The organism is Nocardia sp. NRRL S-836 (assembly GCF_001279525.1).
In the GTDB taxonomy this organism is placed as follows: Bacteria; Actinomycetota; Actinomycetes; order Mycobacteriales; family Pseudonocardiaceae; genus Lentzea.
Genome location: NZ_LGDY01000001.1, coordinates 264767 through 282643, shown reverse-complemented (window position 1 = coordinate 282643; position 17877 = coordinate 264767). Strand labels below are relative to the sequence as shown.

General features: G+C 71.2%; 17 protein-coding genes. 7 read left to right on the top strand and 10 right to left on the bottom strand.

Annotated features, from left to right (window positions below; translation table 11 throughout):
- Positions 1-58 precede the first annotated feature (58 nt).
- Positions 59-1369, bottom strand: a complete 1311-nt coding sequence (locus tag ADL03_RS01425) for a salicylate synthase (RefSeq protein WP_053731478.1) — start codon at positions 1367-1369, stop codon at positions 59-61.
- A 491-nt stretch (positions 1370-1860) separates the two neighbouring features.
- On the opposite strand from ADL03_RS01425, the gene ADL03_RS46505 reads away from it, so the two are divergent.
- Positions 1861-2370, top strand: coding sequence for a hypothetical protein (locus ADL03_RS46505; RefSeq protein ID WP_157527779.1), 510 nt, complete (start codon positions 1861-1863; stop codon positions 2368-2370).
- A gap of 84 nt (positions 2371-2454) precedes the next feature.
- Here ADL03_RS46505 and ADL03_RS01415 read toward each other — a convergent pair whose 3' ends face one another.
- Together ADL03_RS01415 and ADL03_RS01410 are read right to left on the bottom strand one after the other, a co-directional pair.
- On the bottom strand, positions 2455-3672 hold the full coding sequence (locus ADL03_RS01415; RefSeq protein WP_053731476.1) for an acyl-CoA dehydrogenase family protein: 1218 nt from the start codon (positions 3670-3672) through the stop codon (positions 2455-2457).
- A 332-nt stretch (positions 3673-4004) separates the two neighbouring features.
- The gene (locus ADL03_RS01410; RefSeq protein ID WP_053731628.1) at positions 4005-5147 is read right to left on the bottom strand and encodes an FAD-dependent monooxygenase; all 1143 of its coding nucleotides are present in this window, start codon (positions 5145-5147) and stop codon (positions 4005-4007) included.
- 111 nt (positions 5148-5258) lie between these two features.
- Here ADL03_RS01410 and ADL03_RS01405 point away from each other — a divergent pair, with 111 nt between their 5' ends.
- Positions 5259-6170, top strand: a complete 912-nt coding sequence (locus tag ADL03_RS01405) for a LysR family transcriptional regulator (RefSeq protein WP_053731475.1) — start codon at positions 5259-5261, stop codon at positions 6168-6170.
- Between the two features lie 29 nt (positions 6171-6199).
- Here ADL03_RS01405 and ADL03_RS01400 read toward each other — a convergent pair whose 3' ends face one another.
- Entirely contained in the window at positions 6200-7471 is a 1272-nt protein-coding gene (locus ADL03_RS01400) for an amidohydrolase family protein (protein WP_053731627.1), read from the bottom strand.
- Positions 7472-7586: 115 nt separating this feature from the next.
- On the opposite strand from ADL03_RS01400, the gene ADL03_RS01395 reads away from it, so the two are divergent.
- A complete protein-coding gene (locus tag ADL03_RS01395) occupies positions 7587-8453 on the top strand; it encodes a LysR family transcriptional regulator (RefSeq protein ID WP_053731626.1) in 867 nt (288 codons plus the stop codon).
- 244 nt (positions 8454-8697) lie between these two features.
- Here ADL03_RS01395 and ADL03_RS01390 read toward each other — a convergent pair whose 3' ends face one another.
- The 3 genes from ADL03_RS01390 to ADL03_RS01380 form a co-directional block, all read right to left on the bottom strand.
- The gene (locus tag ADL03_RS01390) at positions 8698-9447 is read right to left on the bottom strand and encodes a hypothetical protein (RefSeq protein ID WP_053731474.1); all 750 of its coding nucleotides are present in this window, start codon (positions 9445-9447) and stop codon (positions 8698-8700) included.
- An 8-nt stretch (positions 9448-9455) separates the two neighbouring features.
- Positions 9456-10037, bottom strand: a complete 582-nt coding sequence (locus ADL03_RS01385; protein WP_231641344.1) for a papain-like cysteine protease family protein — start codon at positions 10035-10037, stop codon at positions 9456-9458.
- Positions 10038-10207: 170 nt separating this feature from the next.
- Positions 10208-11119: a hypothetical protein gene (locus tag ADL03_RS01380; RefSeq protein WP_063798427.1), complete on the bottom strand. Its 912-nt coding sequence runs from the start codon at positions 11117-11119 to the stop codon at positions 10208-10210.
- 273 nt (positions 11120-11392) lie between these two features.
- Between ADL03_RS01380 and ADL03_RS01375 the strand changes: the two genes are divergently transcribed.
- The 3 genes from ADL03_RS01375 (at position 11393) to ADL03_RS01365 (ending at position 13261) form a co-directional block, all read left to right on the top strand.
- Positions 11393-11689, top strand: a complete 297-nt coding sequence (locus ADL03_RS01375; RefSeq protein WP_053731472.1) for a hypothetical protein — start codon at positions 11393-11395, stop codon at positions 11687-11689.
- A 217-nt stretch (positions 11690-11906) separates the two neighbouring features.
- Entirely contained in the window at positions 11907-12872 is a 966-nt protein-coding gene (locus ADL03_RS01370; RefSeq protein WP_157527773.1) for a hypothetical protein, read from the top strand.
- 8 nt (positions 12873-12880) lie between these two features.
- Entirely contained in the window at positions 12881-13261 is a 381-nt protein-coding gene (locus ADL03_RS01365; protein WP_053731470.1) for a hypothetical protein, read from the top strand.
- A 68-nt stretch (positions 13262-13329) separates the two neighbouring features.
- Here the strand turns inward: ADL03_RS01365 and dinB are convergent, their stop codons facing one another.
- A complete protein-coding gene (gene dinB / locus ADL03_RS01360; RefSeq protein ID WP_053731469.1) occupies positions 13330-14523 on the bottom strand; it encodes a DNA polymerase IV in 1194 nt (397 codons plus the stop codon).
- A 220-nt stretch (positions 14524-14743) separates the two neighbouring features.
- Between dinB and ADL03_RS01355 the strand changes: the two genes are divergently transcribed.
- Positions 14744-16282, top strand: coding sequence for a GMC oxidoreductase (locus ADL03_RS01355; protein WP_369808913.1), 1539 nt, complete (start codon positions 14744-14746; stop codon positions 16280-16282).
- Between the two features lie 5 nt (positions 16283-16287).
- On the opposite strand, the gene ADL03_RS01350 is transcribed toward ADL03_RS01355, so the two are convergent.
- On the bottom strand, positions 16288-16782 hold the full coding sequence (locus ADL03_RS01350; RefSeq protein ID WP_053731468.1) for a carboxymuconolactone decarboxylase family protein: 495 nt from the start codon (positions 16780-16782) through the stop codon (positions 16288-16290).
- Positions 16779-17858 carry a dihydrodipicolinate reductase gene (locus ADL03_RS01345; RefSeq protein WP_053731467.1) on the bottom strand — a complete coding sequence of 360 codons (1080 nt, stop codon included), beginning with the start codon at positions 17856-17858 and terminating at the stop codon, positions 16779-16781. The genes ADL03_RS01350 and ADL03_RS01345 overlap by 4 nt, the downstream gene beginning before the upstream one ends.
- Between the last annotated feature and the right edge of the window lie 19 nt (positions 17859-17877).

Below are 17877 nucleotides of genomic sequence, written 5' to 3'. Positions count from 1 at the left end.
GCAGCGGTGTGGATTCGGCCCTGGCTGTGAGATTGGCGCAACCGGTGGGGCGCGACGTTCAGGCGCGGCGGATCAGGCTGCGGTGGACGCAGGCCAGCTTCTCGTTGGTCTCCTCGAGTTCGCGCTCCGAAAGGGAGTTCGCGACCACACCTGCTCCAGCCCTCAGCCACGTCTTGCCACCGCGGGAGAACACGCTGCGCAGGACGAGCGCGGCATCCATCGTGCCGTCCTGGCCGATCGTCATGACCGTGCCGGCGTACATGCCGCGCGAGGTGGGCTCATACTTGCGAATGGCTTCGTAGGCGGCGAGCTTCGGCACGCCCGAAGCCGTGACGGCGGGGAACACGGCAGCGAACGCGTCCCACGGGTTCCCGTCCGGGTTCAGCCGACCGGCGACCCTGGATGCGATGTGCTGCACCGAACCCCGCTCCTTGATGGTCATGAACTCCTCGACGACGACGCTGTCAGGAGCGCACGTCCCGGTCAGTTCATCGACGGCCACCTTCACGGAGATGGCGTGTTCGTGGAGCTCCTTCGGATCCGAGAGCAGGTCCTCGCGGAGTGCCTGATCGGTTTCGGGGTCACCGGTGAGGGCGCGAGTGCCCGCGAGCGGCTGGCTGACAACGCGCTGCTGTGCTCCCACCTCGACAACGATCTCCGGGCTGAAGCCGAACGCTTTCAGATCGCCCATCTGCAACAGGAAGGACCGAGCAGGGGTGTTCACACGGCGGCCGGCGGCGTAACTGGCGGGGAAGTCGATCTCGTCGTCGACCGGGACCACGCGCGAGAGGACGACCTTCTGCATGCGGCCGGCTTCGATGTCGTTGACGACCGCGTCCACACCGATGCGGTAGTCGAACGCCGTGGCGTCCAGGCGCACGGTGACATCCCGCGCAGTGGTGCGGAGGACGGCCGTGCTGCCCAGCGCCTCCTCGACCGCGGTGAGCGCGTCTCTGTCGAGACTGCGCACGAAGGTCTGGTCGGGCGTCAGCTTGATCTCGGTCTCCGGGATGATCAGGTGGACGAGAACCTCCTCGTCCGCGGCGTCGCCGGCGATGGCGTAGGCCAGTTCGAACGCGCACCAGCCGTAAGCTCGCCAGCCGGAGATCCCCACCCCGGCCAGCAAGGACTGCACGACGGCGAGCGGATCACCTTCCCACGGCCGCGTTTCCGTCCGTGCGCCCTCGGTGAACCGCACGGTCTTGGGGCCGAGGACGATCTCGGCCGCCGCACCGCCGGCGACCCACCACCCCTGCGAGTCCTCGTACACGACGTACGTGTCGAGAAGGCCTGACGTGGCCAAGCCCGCAACCGTCGTGAGCGGGTCGCTCTGCGCCTCGACGATCGCCGTGCGGTAGTGGCGGTTCATGCTGAGTCCTCCGCGGAAAGAGTGATGTGGAATCGACGTGGAGCTCCGTGGACGAGGCGGCGGCGATGGCGCGTTCGCCGGTGGAGTGGGCAGGACTGTGGTGACCTGGAGCGGTGCTCGTCTGTCAGATGCCTCGTCTGGTGATCCGTCAGCAGCGCCTCACCAAGGAAGCGCCTGCGAAGCCGACCGGCAAGCCTTTGTGTCAACGTCTGGCACTCGTACCGTTCGCTGGGACAGTGGTCTTTTCGGATCGAACGATGTGCGCTATACGTGCGAATCGCCTTGTGGGAATCGCGATCGATCGCAGTGGTGCACCCCGCTGCTGCCGGACCACGACGCCAGGGCACGGCGGGTCACCGAGCCGTACGCCAAAGCCGCCGACCAGGACCGAATGACGGCCGTGTAGGAGATGTGTAGGGGCTGCCGTTGGACTGTGCAGACACGCACCGCCACAGCGGCGGCGGGCTGTCCGATCACCCAGTGGGGAAACCGTGGCCAAGAATCTCACGCGCCGTGTCGCGAACCAGAGCCTCCAGCTCGCCACCCCGTCCGCGAACGCGGCAAACCGCAGCACCAAGCCCGAGAAGGGACCACGGATGCCAGTCCTCACCCGACTCGGGTCGGCACTGGCCATGACTGCAGCGCTGGCGACTACGACGATCGGCACGGCGGGTGCCGCGGACTATCCGTCCGACCCCTTCCCTGAGGAATGCAACAACAAGAGCGGCTGCGTCTCAGGAGTGGCGCACTGGTCGAACCGTTCAGTCACCGTCGATGTCAGCCTGTTCGACGACAGGAACGCCGGCTCCACCACCGTTGTCGTCGATTGCCACACGGCGAACGGCTACTACAAGAACGACACTCGAACTGCCGACAACGAGCGGATCACCGGGCATCCTTCCTGTCAGGGTCCGGTGGGTGGCATCAACAAGGTCGTCATCTGGCTCGTGGCCAACGTTGACGGTTCGTACTATTACGTCGATACGCTCTACCGCGACTGAGTGGGGGTTCGGGGACGCCTTGCCGAACGTGGACCCGTGCCGGGGCAACCTCGGCACCCGCCCGGCACGAGCTGGACGGGCGGGTCACGTGTACCAGGTGGGTTCGGGCAGTTCGTCCAGCAGTGCGTAGCGGCCGACCTCGGCGCGTTTGTGGGCGATGGGGTCGTGCAGGCTGTGGGTGCGAATGTTGCGCCAGTAGATGTCCAGGCCGACGGTGTTGGCGGTGGCACGGGCGCCGGTGACGTCGAAGACGCGGGTGCCGATCTCCAGACCGGTGTCGATGGCGCGCTGCTTTGCTGCGGCGATGACGACCGCGGCTTCGCCGCGTTGGCGTTCGGTGACGGTGTCGGGGTGGGTGTTGATCGCCTCGATCAGCGCGGCGGCGCGGTCGGTCAGGGCTTCGGCGGCCCACAGCTTGGACTGGAGGTCGCCGTAGGTGTCCAGGACGTGGAACTCCTGCACCGCGGTCTCCTTGACGTCGACGGCAAAGGGCCAGGGCCGGGTGCGGTCACGGGTGTAGGCGGCGGCGGTGGTGAGGGCGCCCCTGGCGATGCCGAGGTAGAAGTTGGTGAACACCAACTGGATCAGCGGCACGTTCAGGCTGTTGTAGACCCGCGGCCGGAACTGCTTGTCGACGTGACCCAAGGCATCCGACCACAATGCGCGCACGCTGCGGATTTCGACGCTGCCGCTCTCGGTGAGCCGTTGACCGAGGTTGTCCCAGTCGTCGTTGAACACGATGGCGTCCTGGTGGGACGCGGCGATGACGAAGACGTGCTTGTCGGTGCCTTCCAGCACGCCTTCCAAAACCGTGACGTCGGAGACCTTGCTGCCGGTGGAGAAGGACTTGCGGCCGGTGAAGACGAGCTCGTCGCCCTCGTCGACCACCACCAGGTCGTTGTCGCGCGGGTTGACCGCGCCGCCGAAGAACCAGCGCTCACGGGTCGCCTGTTCCTCCACCGCGGCGACCTGGTCGGGGGTGGCGATCAGGCGAGCGGTCCAGAACCACAGGTAGTGGTAGCCCAAGAGCTGGCCGATGGAGCCGTCGCCCGCGGCGACCTCGCGGATGACCCGGTAGGCGGTGGTCCAGTCCTGCCCGCCACCACCGTGCTCGACCGGACCGAGCAGGGTGACCAGACCCGAGTCCTTGAGCAACGCCACCTCGGCGTACGGCGTGGCCCCGGCCCGGTCGCGGGCAACGGCGTCGGCAGCGAGCACGACGGCCACCTCCCGGGCACGGTCGAGCCACTCGTCGGCCGTTGTCGCGGCTGTGGTCCAGGTGTGCTGCGCGGATGCGGTCACAAGCGGGCTCCGATCACGTGCGGGGCTACGGCACGTCCTTGGTATCGAGGACGTGGGCGACGCGATAGGAGCCAAGCGGTGAAAAGATATTCTCCTTCCGCGCGAAAGCGCGTCGGCGACTACTCGGCAGTGTGCTGGTCGGAGGCCGGTCAGCCGGTGAAGGTGATTGTCACGGGCCGCTGACGACGTTTACTCCAGGCCGCGACCTGCGCGGGCACCGGAAAGGCCGCCGCCGCGACGAGTCGCTGAGCCGGAATTCGACAAGGGTGAATCAGGGGCGGCAATCCCATCCGCATGGACCAGCGTTATGCGCGCAACATCTCCGGTGTCCGTCATTGGAATGCCCCCACCCGGTCCTGCGCGAGGGGCCGCTGGGTGAGCATCCAGTGGCTGAACGCGGCGTAGTGCCATGCGAACTCCTGCGGCGTGGGCGCGTGCTCGACCGCCGCGGACAGCTCCGCGACGCGGGCGTAGCGCGGGAGCTGCGCGGCCTCGTAGCCGGCGAGCGCGGCGGGCACGTCACCGGTGGACCCGAGCAGGTGGCCGAGCACGGCGGCGTCCTCGATGCCCAGCGTCGCGCCGGCGGTGATGTGCGGGGACATCGCGTGCGCCGAGTCACCGGCGAGCGCGACCCGCTGCGAGACCCAGTGCGGCAGCGGTGGCACGACCATGATCTGGTTGTGCAGGATCAGCTCCTCCGGCGTCGACTCGATCAGGTCGGCCAGGACGCGGTCCTCGCCCTGGTCTTCGAGAAAGCGGGCGCGCTCCAGGGCCTGCTGCCTGCGGGTTCCGGTCAGCGGCGGTGACCGGAACTGGTTCACCAGCCAGTAGACGCTGCCGTCCTGGGTGCGCACGTACCCGCCCCGGCACCCGTGGGAGCCCAGGATCAGGCGGTTGCGCGGGACCGAGACCCCGGCGGCCGGGACGACCGCGCGCCAGGCGTGGTGACCGGGGTGCTCCTGGGCGGGGAAGCCCGGCACCAGCTGCGCGCGCACCGCCGAGTACGCCCCGTCCGCACCGACGAGCACGTCCGCGTCCTCGCTGCTGCCGTCGGACATGCGAACCGTGACGTGGTCCGCGTGCTCCTCGTACGCGCGGAAACCGGTGCCTAGCCGGATGTTCTCGCGGCCCACGGCGTCGGCGAGCTGGTCGTTGAGCTTCGCCCGGTGCACCAGCAGGTACCGGTGGTCCTCGGCGCCGAACTCCGGGGTGTCGAGCAGCCGCCCGGCCGGGTCGTGGAAGTGCATCTCGCTGGGTTTGCCGATGGCGCGCACCTGGTCGCCGATGCCGAGCTCGTCGAACACCGCCAGCGCGTTGGCCCACAGCCCCAGCCCGGCCCCGGCGGCGCGGATCTCCGGTGCGTGCTCGCAGACCACCACGTCGAACCCGGCCCGGCGCAGCGCGAGGCCCGTCGTCAGTCCGACGATCCCGGCGCCGACCACCACTGCTCGCGGCACAGTCGTTTTCCCTGTCATGTCCTTGCTCCCCACTGGGTTCCTGCTGACGTCACCGACGCTAGGAGTGCTCGCCGATTAACACCAGTGCAACTCTGGTAAGCAACTGTTGCGCAAGTGATAATCGGTGGCATGGACTACCTCGACCTCAACCTGATCGAGGCGCTGGACGCGTTGCTCGCCGAGAACAGCGTGACCAAGGCCGCGGCCAGGCTGCACACGTCGGCGCCCGCGATGAGCCGCGCGCTGGCCCGGTTGCGCCGCGCCTTCGACGACCCGCTGCTCGTGCGGGCCGGGCGTGACCTCGTGCCCACGCCCAGGGCGCTGGAGCTGCGCGGTGAGGTGCACGCGGTCGCCGCCAGGGCACGGGCGCTGTTCGCGCCGTCCACCACGGCCGACCCGCGGACCGCGGTGCGCATGTTCGACCTCCAGGTCACCGACGTGCTGTCCACGACGGTCATCCCGTCGCTCATCGACGACCTGCGGGTGCAGGCGCCCGGCATCTCGCTGCGCCTGCGGCCGGAGAACCTGGAGAACACCCCGGCCCTGCGCGAGGGGCTGCTCGACCTGGAGATCGGCAGCATCCGCGCCGGTGACCCGGAGATCCACTCCGAAACCCTGGTCACCGAGACGCTGATCGGCGTGGTGCGGCGGGAACACCCGCTCGTGAGGGCGAAAACCGTGACACCGCAACGGTTCGCCGAGGCCGACCACATCGTCGTGGCACGGCGCGGGCGGGCGCACGGCCCGATCGACGACCAGCTCGGCGCCTTGGGCCTGCGCCGGCGCGTGGCGGCGGTGGTGCCCACGTTCGCGAGCGCGATGTTCCTGGTCCGCGAGACCGACGTCGTCTGCGTGGCGCCCGCCCGGCTGGGACGGCCGATGCTCGACACGCTCGGGCTGCGCACGTTCCCGATCCCGTTCGCGCTGCCCGCCGTGACGATCGGCATGGCGTGGCACCCGCGCAACCACCACGACCGCACGCACCAGCTGCTGCGCGACCGCACCCGGCACATCATGGCCGTGGCGGCCGAGGGGAGGTGAGGTGTGTCAGCCGGCGACCGAGCGCGCGATCACGCCCGCGGAAACCGGCGCCGTTCGCGCACCGCCGCCACGGCCCTGGCGACCTGGGCGTCGAAGGCGGCGAGCTGCTCGGCCTCGGCGGCGCTCGCGACGAACGCGCGCCGATCGCAAACCGTTCCGGCACGCCAGATCCGCTCGATCGCGCGCGTCGCGGTGACGTCGGCCAGCGGATCACCGGAGACGAGCACCAGGTCCGCGCGCAACCCGGCCGCGATCCGTCCCCGGTCGGCGAGGCCGAACACCCGTGCCGGTGCGGCCGTGGCGGCGGTCAGTGCCGCTGCGGGGCTGACACCGCACCGGACGAGCAGCTCCAGCTCCCGGTGCAGGCTCGCCCCGAACACGGTGCCGGGGTTCGGGGCGTCGGTGCCCGCCAGCAGGGTGACCCCCGCTTCGGCGAGCCGCCGCACGTTGTCCTCGGCCCGCGAGTAGGGCGGCAGCGCCCGGCCGCGCGGCACCGGCGCACCCGAGGTCAACCGGCGCAGCCAGCCGTCCCCGAGCGGCGCGGCGAGCCGCGGATCCGCTGCCACCGCGGCGCCACCCGGCTCACCGAGGGTGTTCTCGGCGGTCGCCAGCGTCGGACCGACCGCGATCCCTGCGGCGGCGATGCGTTCGACCAGGGCCCGGTCCAGGTCCGCGTCCACGGGCACGTGCGCCACGACGTCGGCACCGGCGGCCACGACCTGCGCGAGACCGGCCACCGAGCTCACGTGCGCGACGACGACCAGGCCACGGGCGTGCGCGGCCGTCACCAGCGCGGCGATGGTCGCGGAGTCGAGCGACGGCCAGAGGCCCGCGACACCGGCGAACACCTTGAGGTGGTCGGCACCCTCCGCGACCCGGTCCGCGACGAACCGCTCGGCGTCGCCGGGGCCCGTCACCGCGGGGAACGGGGCGTACATGATCGACGGGTGCCCGCCGGGCGCGGTGGCACCGATCCCCGAGGAACGCACGTCGGCCACGTCCCGCCGGGTGGTCGCCTGGGCCCTGGCCTCGGCCACCTGGTCCGGTTTGCTGAACATGTCGAGCACGGTGGTGACGCCGAAGGTCAACGACTGGGCGAGCGCGCCGGGGACGAGGTGCACGTGCGCGTCGATCAAGCCCGGGAGCAGGGTCCCGCCGCCCGCGTCCACCACCTCGTCGCCGTCACGGGCGAGCGGCGCCGCCGAGCACCCGGTGATCACCTCGTCCGCGAACCGGACAGAGGTCCAGTCCCGCACCTCCGTCCCGTCGAACACCCTCGCGTTCACGACCGTCGTCGCCATGCCCTCACCACGCCTCTCCGGACCGGCGTCCAGTCCACCCGGTCCGCCCGGGCCGATCAACGACCGGCCCGGCACTGGAACAATCACCGTCCGGAATCGATCCGAGGGGGTGGCCGTGGAGATCCGGCAGCTGCGCTACTTCGTCACCGTCGCCGACCACGAGCACTTCGGCCGGGCGGCGGAGGCATTGCACATCGTCCAGCCCGCCGTGAGCAAGCAGGTCGCGCGCCTGGAACGCGAGCTCGGCCTGACCCTGTTCGACCGGTCCCACCGCCGCGCCCGCCTCACCCCGGACGGCCACGCGTTCCTCACCCACGCACGCCGCGCGCTTCGCGCCGTCGACCGCGCGGTGGCCGCGGCCGCCGACATCGCCGCCGGCGACACCGGCCTCCTGCGCATCGGCAGCAGCCTCGTCTTCACCCCTCGCGTCGAAGCCGCCCTCGCCGCCGTCCGCACCGCACACCCCGGCATCACGCTCCGGCTGACCAGCTCCGCCTCGACGACCGACCAGCTCGCCGCACTCGCCGCCAACGACCTCGACGCCGCGTTCGTCGCGGCACCACCGGACACGCCCGGCGTGCGGGCCCACCACCTCTGGGACGAGCCGCTGCTCCTGGCCGTCCCCGCCGGCACCACCGGAACCCTGGCGGCGCTCGCCGACCTGCCGCTGGCCCGACCCGCCCGTGCGGCCAACCCCGGCGTCCACGACCTGCTCACCGCCGCGTGCCGCGCGGCCGGGTTCACGCCACGCACCGGACCGGTTCTGACGCGGGTGCAAGACCTCCTCGCCGGACCCGTCGCCTCCGGCGAGTGCTGGACCGTGCTCCCCGCCGGCCTCGCACCGCCGGACCTCACCGCCGTCGCCCTGGTCGAGCCCGATCCGCCGATCCACGTCCCCGCGGCGCTCGCGCTACCCGACTCCGCACCCCGTGCCGCCGCACTGAGCCTGCTCGCCGCCGCCCAGGCGCCCAACGGCGGTTGAGCTGCTCCAGCGGTGCGTCGTGTCGCCGGACGAGCCAGCGGACCGGGGACGGCCGGCGGTGTTCCGCTGGTACTGCCCACTCCCGTCCGGCCTGATGCGCCGGTCCCGTTCGAGCCGGTAGCGCGCGCAGGGTCTCGGGTTGGAACCCGGCTCGTCCGCATGCGGTGCGGGGTGCCGCGGTGGCAGAACGACACCGCGACACCCCGCCCTCCGCCACCACGCCGGGCGGATCACCCTCCGGCGCTCAGCCGCGCCGCAGCGACCGCACGACGAACGTCACCGAGCCCAGCAACGCCAGCGCTGCGAGCCCGGCCAGCGGCAGGACCGGCACACCGCTGTCCGGCTGCGCCGCGTACCCGCCGGCCATGCCCTTGGCCGCGTAGTCGGAACCACGCTGCTTGTCGCCGTACGCCTGGTGCACGGCCCGCTGGTAGTCGGCGACCGTGAGCCGTTCGCCCGCCGCCCGGCCGCTGCCGCCGGGGTCGAGGACGGTCAGCTCGCCGCCCTTGCCGGCGTACCAGGCGTTGACCTGCGGTTCGTGCAGCAGGGTCGCGCCGGTGGGGAGGTTCGCGGCGAGCCGGAACTCCTGGTCGCCGGACGCCAGGTTGCCGACCTCCCACCGGCCGTCACGGCCGCGCACCGTCTGGATGGTCGAGGTCCGGCCGTCGCCGCTGGTCGCGGGCACGGCCAGGTAGGCGAGCCGGCCCGGTTGCGCGCCCTGAGCGCCGGAGACGAACTCCGGTGCCAGCGTGTAGACCGGGACCACACCGTCCTGGACGGTGACCGACGTGGCGCCGAGGTTCTGGCCGTCACGGGCGCGGAGGTCGCCGAGGAAGTCGGTCACCGCGTCCACAGTGGACTGTGCGGTGGCCGCGGCCCTGGCGGCCCGGAGGTCGGCGGCCGACACCGGCTCGTCCGCGTGGGCGAGCGGGCCGGCGGACAGGAGCACGGCGGCCGACAGCGCCGCGGCGACCGCGAGGGTGCGAGTGTTCATGACCGTCCTCACCGGTTGATGCCCGTCAGCGTGTGCGTCCAGGTGAACGAGGAGTTCGAGCGGTAGCTGCTGTAGGTGGAGCGGTTGTAGCGGGTGTTGCTGCCCCACGGGTCGGCCCAGTCGACCCACTGGCGGTTGGCGCTGTCGACCTCGTAGCCGTAGACGGCGTGCATGTGGCCGCCGCCCGAGGACCACAGGATGCGGGTCTCGATCGGCTGCTGGAGGTTGATCTGGCTCTGCACCGAGGAGAACCCGATCGTGCCCGAGAGGTAGTTGCCGGGCGAGGAGTAGCCGAGGTCGGCGAACGCCTCGCGGACCTCACCGAGGTCGCCCTGGCTGTTGCGGCAGCTGGTGCCCGACTCGTCGTGGGCGAGCTGGCAGAACCGCGTCTGGGTGACCGACGTGCCGTGGTAGACGGCGATGCTGGTGCCGGCCGCCGCCCAGCACCACTGGGTCTGTTGCTGGGCCTGCATGGTGAAGTTCAGCCGGCCGGCGGCGGAGACGTCGGCGGCGGCGACCGGCTGCACGAGCAGCCATCCCGCCGCGACCACCGCTGCCGCGGCAAGAGCTCGTGAACGCAGGGTGCTCACGGGCCCTCCTTTCGTGGTCATCGTGCTGGCTTTTCCCGGTGATCTCCGGGCACAGCCGAACAATGGCCACGGGCCGTGACCCGCACAAGACAGGTGGCGCGCGCCTGCGACCGTTCACACCCGGCACGTGCCGCGCAGGCAGGTGGTTGTGAACGTTTCCGGGCAGCGGCCTAGCACCACTCCAGCGCGATGCCCGCGACACCGCGGTTGGTCACGGGAAAGTACGCGCTCGCGACCAGCGCCCGGTCGCAGATGAGCTCGGTGGCCTCGACCGGTGGCTGGTGCTCCCTGGTGCCCAGCACGCGGGAACACCTGCTGGGCAGGGCTTGCGCGGTCATCGCCACCTGGAGCAGGTACGGGCCCGCCCCGTCGCGGAACATCCGCGTGTAGCCGGGACATGGGGTGCCGGAACCGTCGTTGACCGTGTAGCTGACGACGGCGGTCTCGTCCTGGTCGAGGCTGCGGTCGAACAGCAGCTCGAACACCATCGAGCGGTCCGCCCGGCGCACCCGGCCGATGCGGCACCCGTCGCCTCCGACGACGCTGGCCGTGCTGATGTCGCAGTTGTCGTCACCGTGGTAGATGCCCAGGTACCGGGTCACGCCGGGTTTCCTCGCGGTGAGCACGATCCTGGTCGTCACGTCCTGCTGCTGGCCGCGGTGGCCGAGCACGACGCGTTCCTGGGTGAGCGCGACCTCCACGCCCGCGTTGCAGCTGCCGGGGTCGTCCAGCAGGCTCGCCAGCAGCTCGGTCGTGGTGGGGCCGAGCGGCGACAGCTCCACGAACGTCGTCGCCGTCACCCGGCGCGGCTGCTCGCGCGGACCCACCAGGGTCGCCAACGAGTCGGGGGCCAGGCCCAGCACCGTCTCCAGCCCGCGGATCACCGCGAACGCGCGCGGCCCGTCCGGGTGCCGCATGCCCCGCTGCCAGTAGCTCAGCGTCGACTCCGCGACCGGCAGGTCGAGCCGGGCGAGGTGCGCGCGCAACCGGGACAACGACAGGCCCCGGCGGTCGATCGCCACGCGCAGAGCGCGGTGGAACGGCCCGTACCGCAGTGCGTCGCCGAGTTCGTCCACGCTCATCAGAACCCCCGTTCCGATGCGGCCCCACCCGGCGTGGGAGCCGATGATCGGCCACCGTAGTCGCCGCTTCCGCCACAGGGAAGACCACGGCTGTGAACGTTCACAGCCGTGATTTCGCGCCGTTGACGTGCGGCCGGGCGCGACGTGGGCAGAACCGTTGTGCGGCAACGACGACATGAGGAGCTGGGTCCGATCAGGACCCCACGTGGAGCACGGTCCGCGACGAACCGCTCGGCGTCGCCGGGGCCGGTCACGGCGGGGAACGGGGCGTACGTGGTCGACGGACGCGTCGATCAAGCCCGGGAGCAGGGTCCCGCCGTCCGCACCGCACATCCCGGCATCACGCTTCAGCTGACCAGCTCGCCGCACTCGCCGCAAACGACCTCGACGCCGCGCTGGTCGCGGCACACGCCCGGCCCGCGGGTCCACCACCTCCGGGACGAGCCGCTGCCCTTGGTCGCCCCCGCCGGCACCACCGGAACCCCGGCGGCGCTCCCACCACCCGGCTCCGCATCCCGCGCCGCCGCACTGAGCCTGCTCGCCGCCGCCCAGCCGAGCAACGGCGGTTGACCTGCTTCGGCGTTCGCCGTTGCGGGCGGGCAGCTTCCCCGCAGTGATCACGCCACAGTGGACGATCGGCGGGGCGGATCGCGACCGGAAGCGCATCCGAGCCGCCTTGCCGCGCGCCCGGTGAAACCGGCCGTTTCCGTCACCTGACCGGGTGCAGTTCCGCCCGAACGGTGGCAGGGATTGGCTTTTCGGTCGCGCGGTCCGGTAAGTCCTCCGCGTGCGCTTGCCTCACGCGGTGTGGATCGGCGGGCTGTTGGTGCCCGCGCTGCTGGCCGCCTCCGGTGTGTTCGCCTACGGCGGGGGCGTCGAGCGGGAGCTGGACGCCGACGTGCGCTCGGCGCTGGACAGGGCCGGCTACCACGGCGTCGTCTCGGTGACCGGCCGGTCGGTGGTGGTGAGCGAGGTGGCCCCGCGCTCGGCCGACGCCGTGCGGGCCGTGGCCGCCGACGTGACCGGTGTCGCCTCCGCCGAGGTGCGCCTGGCCGAGCCGGAACAGCTGCTCCTGGCGGTGCGCGGCACGGAGGTCCTGGTGTCGGGCGCGGTGTCCGACGACGCGGAACGGCGCGCGCTGCTCGACGCGGTGCAGTCGGCCGACCACCGGGTGACCGCCGCGTTGCGGCTGGGCGGCACGCTGCCGATCCCGCCCGTCGTGATCGGCCGGCTGGTGACGGCCGCGATGTCGGCCAGGGTGACCGAGGTGACCACGACCGTCCACAGCGGACACGTCGCCGTCGCCGCCCGCGTGCCGGACGAGGAACGCGCGAACGCCGTCCGCACCGCCGTCCGCGAGGCCGTCAACGGCCTGAAGCTCACCGACCGCATCGAGGTCGGCTCGTCCGCCACGACCGGCGACCTGAACGTCGAGGCGTTGCACGACTCGATCAACCGTCTGGTCAACGGCAACGGCGCGATCCGGTTCGTGCAGGGCACGACGGCGTGGGAGGGGCACGGACCGGTGCTCGTCCAACGCGTCGGCCGCATGCTCCTGGTCGCACCGCGCGCGTCGATCACACTGGTGTCCCACGGCACCGATCCCGCGATGGCGACGACGCGCGGCCAGATGGTCCGCGACGTGCTCGTGGGCCAGGGCGTGGCGCCCGCGCTGATCGCCATCGAGACCCGTCCCGCCCCTCAGGGCGAATACGACCCGGTCACCCGCCAGGTCGACGTCGTAGTCCGCTAGGAGATCCCGTGCTCTGGTTGTTCTCGCAGATGTTCGCGCTGTGCCTGGTGTCGTTCGCGGCCGGGTCGCTGCTGACCTGGCTGGCGGCGCGCAGGCGCGGCCACGCCGAGTCCCCGAAGACCCGCCTCGCCCTGCCCGCGCCCCGCACCGCGCCGGAGAAGCCGATCGTGCGGCAGCAGGTGGTCGAGGTGCCGGAGGAGCCGGTCGTGACGGTGCCCGCCGAGCAGGAGTCGTTGCCGGTCAAGGGGAACTCGCGCACGATGGTCTACCACACGCCCCAGTCGCCGTACTACCGGCGGATGAAGGGCGACGTGACGTTCACGTCGGAGACCGACGCCCTCAAGGCGGGCTTCCGGATGTGGACGACGAAGGCCCGCGTGAAGGTCTGACCGGCATTTCGTGCGCACCTCGGACAGCCGGCGTCGAGGGCCGGACTGGACCGGAGCCCGGCCCTGGTTCAGTCCGGCAGCAACGGCACCGACACCCCGGTGTCCCTGCCGAGCAGCGCCGCCCTGGTCACCGCCTTGCCGCCGAACCGGTCGCGCACGTGGTCGAGCGCGCTGTCCAGCGCACCCGGTTCGCACTCGTCGAACGGCAGCACGAGCTGGATCGTGTCCTCGTCGCCCAGGTTGGCCAGCGAGACGCCCAGCAGCGTGATGCCGCGTTCGGTGATCATCGGCAGCGCCGTGGTCAGCAGCTGCCGGGCCGCCGTGAGCAGCAGCGCGGTGTCGGCGGTCGGGTGCGCCAGTGTGGTCGAGCGGGTCACCCGTGTGTAGTCGGCGAAGCGCAGGCGGAGCACGACCGTGCGGCACGCGCGGGCGGCGGTGCGCAGGCGCCGGGACACGCCGTCGACGAGCGAGGCCAGGACGGCGTCGAGGTCGTCCGGTGTGCGCGGCCTGCGGCCCAGCGCGCGTTGCGAGCCGATCGACCTGCGGCGCCTGCCCGCCCGCACCGGGCGCGGGTCGTGGTTGTGCGCCAGCGCGTGCAGGTGCCGTCCCGCCGACTTGCCCAGCATCGCGACCAGCGCGTTCTCACCCACTGCCGCGATGTCGCCGACCGTGGAGATCCCCAGCGCGTGCAGCTTGGCCGCCGTCACATCGCCGACGCCCCACAGCCGCTCGACCGGCAACGGGTGCAGGAACTCCAGCTCCCGGTCGGACGGCACCACCAGCAGGCCGTCCGGCTTGGCGACACCGCTCGCCACCTTGGCGAGGAACTTCGTGCGCGCGACCCCGACCGTGATCGGCAGGCCGACCCGCGCGAGCACCTCCGCGCGCAGCCGGGCGGCGATCGCCTCCGGCGGGCCCGCGATGCGGTGCAGTCCGCCCACGTCCAGGAACGCCTCGTCGATCGAGATGCCCTCGACCAGCGGGGTGGTGGTGCGGAAGACCTCGAACACCGCCTTGCTCGCGGCCGAGTACGCCGACATCCGCGGTGTCACGACGATCGCGTGTGGACAGAGCCGCAACGCCCGCCGGCCGCCCATCGCGGTGCGGACGCCGAACGCCTTGGCCTCGTAGCTCGCGGCCAGCACCACGCCGCCGCCCACGATCACCGGACGGCCCCGCAGCCGGGGGTCGTCCCGCTGCTCGACGGAGGCGTAGAACGCGTCCAGGTCGGCGTGGAGGATGGGCGTCGCACTCACGAACACATGTTCGCACCCTTCGCCCGTTCAGCCCAGTGAGCGCACACGTGTGCGCCGGGAACCGGAACTAGCAGGTAGTGACTTGCCGCACAAGCGCAGGTATAACTTGTTCTCATGCGGCAAGAGTGAGGATGATCACATGGACCACACATCGACGTGTGACAACGGTTTCAAGGGTCCCTCTCGACGTTCGTTCCTGACTGGAACAGGTTCTATTATTGGCGGAGTGGCGCTCGGTGGCCTCGCCCCGGCGGCGCACGCGGCGGCCTCGATCGCCGACGCGGCAACGGTTCCGGCGCTCGTCATCGGCACCGGGTACGGCGGATGCGTGGCGGCCCTGCGCCTCGCCCAGGCCGGTGTCGACGTCCACATGGTGGAGATGGGCATGGCGTGGGACACGCCCGGCCCGGACGGGAAGGTCTTCGCCAACACGACCACTCCGGACCAGCGCTCGTTCTGGTTGCGCACCAAGACGAAACAGCCGTTGAGCAACTTCCTCGGCTTCCCGATCGACAAGAAGATCCCGAGGTACACCGGGATCCTCGACGCCGAGGAGTTCAGCGGCATCACCGTCTACCAGGGCCGCGGTGTCGGCGGTGGTTCGCTCGTCAACGGCGGCATGGCCGTCACGCCCCGGCGCGAGACGTTCGGCGACGTCCTGCCCGGCGTGAACGCCGACGAGATGTACGGCACCTACTACCCGCGGGCCAACGCCGAGCTCGGCGCCGGGCTCGTCGACCCGGCCTGGTTCGAATCGACGGCGTGCTACCAGTACGCCAGGGTCGGCCGCAAGCACGCCCAGCGCAGCGGCTTCCCGTTCGTCTTCGTGCCGACGGTGTACGACTGGGACTACATGGAGCAGGAGGCGGCCGGCGCCGTTCCGAAGTCGGCGCTGGCCGGAGAGATCCTCTACGGCAACAACTACGGCAAGAAGTCCCTGCAGAAGACCTACCTCACCAGGATCAGGGCCACCGGCCGGGTCACCATCTCGCCGCTGCACCGGGTCGCGACGGTCCGGCCCGCGACCGGTGGCTACGCGGTGACCATCGAGCAGCTCAACACCACCGGCGACGTCATCGCCACCAAGTCCGTGACCGCGGCCAGGGTCTTCTTCGCGGCCGGCAGCGTGGGCACCAGCAAGCTGCTGGTGAAGCTGAAGGCCACCGGCGCGTTGCCGAACCTGAACGGCGAGGTCGGCAAGGGCTGGGGCGACAACGGCAACGTCATGTGCGGCCGCGCCAACCACCTGTGGGACCCGACGGGCCCGCTGCAGTCGTCCATCCCCACGCTCGGAATCGACAACTGGGCCGCCGGGGGAGCGTTCGCCGAGGTGGCGCCGCTACCGACCGGGATCGAGACATACGCCTCGTTCTACCTGTCGATCACCAAGACCCCGCACCGCGCCGAGTTCTCCTGGAACGCCGGCGCGAACAGGGTCGACCTCAGCTGGCAGACGGCGTGGAAGGAGCGGTCCATCACCGCCGCCAAGACCATCTTCGACAAGATCAACGCGAAGGAGGGGACGATCTACCGGACCGACCTCTTCGGCGTGTACAAGATCTGGGGCGACCACCTGACGTACCACCCGCTCGGTGGCGCGGTCCTGGGCAGGGCCACCGACGGCTACGGCCGCCTGCAGGGCTACCCCGGCCTGTACGTGATCGACGGCTCGCTGATCCCCGGCAGCACCGTGGTGAACCCGTTCGTCACGATCACCGCCCTCGCCGAGCGCAACATCGAGAAGATCATCGCCACCGACCTCTGACCCTCCTAAGCAGAGGTTCCGAGCCGGCTGGGCAGCACGCAGACGGCGTCGAGCCCGAGCACGTGGTTCAGGCGGCCGAACGACAGCCACGCGCCGATGCTCATGGTCAGCTCCACGATCTCCACCTGGCTGTACACGGCGGTCATGCGGGACCAGAAGTCCTCGTCGAGACCGTGGTGATCCAGTGCGTACCGCTCGGCGTACTCCGCGGCCAGCCTGGTGCGGTCGTCGAAGGCGTCGGTGGTGCGCCACTGGGTCACCGCGTCGAGGAACCCCTCCTCGACCTTCTGCCCGTCGCGCTCGGTCCGCCAGTCCAGGCAGAACAGGCACCCGTTGATCTGTGCCGTCCGCAGCCGCGCGGCCTCGAACTCGCGCAGCCCGAGCGTGGTGTGCTGGTACACGGCGAGCGAGAAGTTCGCGGCGGCGGTGCCGATCCCCGGCACCATCTCGCCCCACACGTACGCGATGGGGTCCTTGCCCTCGGGGATGTCGATGTTCATCGCGTGCTCCTTCCGAGCTTGCCCACCGCCGGCCGCAACGGCACGTCCAGCGCGTCGTAGAGCCCCGGTTCCGCCTCCACCAGCCAGTCGATGGCGTTCACCAGCCGCCCGACCGCCGTCGCGTTGCCGCCGGCGGACCGGTTCTCGCCCTCGTCGTCGGCCTCGACCGACACCTCGATCCGCGGCCGCCCCTCGATGATCACCTTGTGCGCGCCGTCCCCGGAGGGCGGCATCGGCCAGTCGGTGGCGCACGACGCGTGGATGCGCGTCACGTGCTCGATCACGAGCAACGGCTCCCCGCCGACGACGCCCTGCACCTCGAACCGGATCGCACCCTGCGTCCCCGCCGCGAACTCGCCCATGGTCCGCGTCGTCACGGTCGCGTCGAGCGCCCGCCGGTCCACGGTCTCGCGAATCTCGTCGACCTCGACCCCCAGCGCCCGCGCCATCAGCCGGATCTGCCCGCCCCACACCATGGTCGGCACCGTCGGCATCAGCATCGGCGCCTGGTAGTCCAGCGGCTGCCCCATGCCGATCAGCCACCGCACCGCGTCGGGCTGGTCGTAGGTCGAGTAGTCGAAGATCTCCTGGCAGCGCACCGCGTCGATCCGGCTGCCCAGCCCGCTGATCAGCAACGGCAGCACGTCGTTGCCCCAGCCGGGGTCCACACCGGACACGAACAGCGACCCACCCCCGTCGGCGATGGCTTTCAGCACCGGGTCGCGCAGCTCCGCCGGCGCGCTGCGGTGGTCGTACAGCGCGTACAGCGACGGCGTGACCACCACGGCGCCCGCCCCGATCGCCCTGGTGATGTCGGCGAGTGCCTCGGCGGGCCGGATGTCACCCGACGCCGCGTAGACGACGGCACGCGGACTCGCGGCCAGCACCGCGTCGACGTCGTCGGTCGCGGCGACGCCGAGCTCGTGGCCGAGCCCGGCGAGTGTTCCGGCGTCCCGGCCCACCTTCTCGGCGTCGTGCACGACGACTGCGGTCAGTTCCAGCGCGGGATGAGCCTGCACGGCCCGAATCGCTGCCCGGCCGACGTTCCCGGTGCCCCACACCACTGTGGCGATCATGCGCTGTAGCGTAACTAGA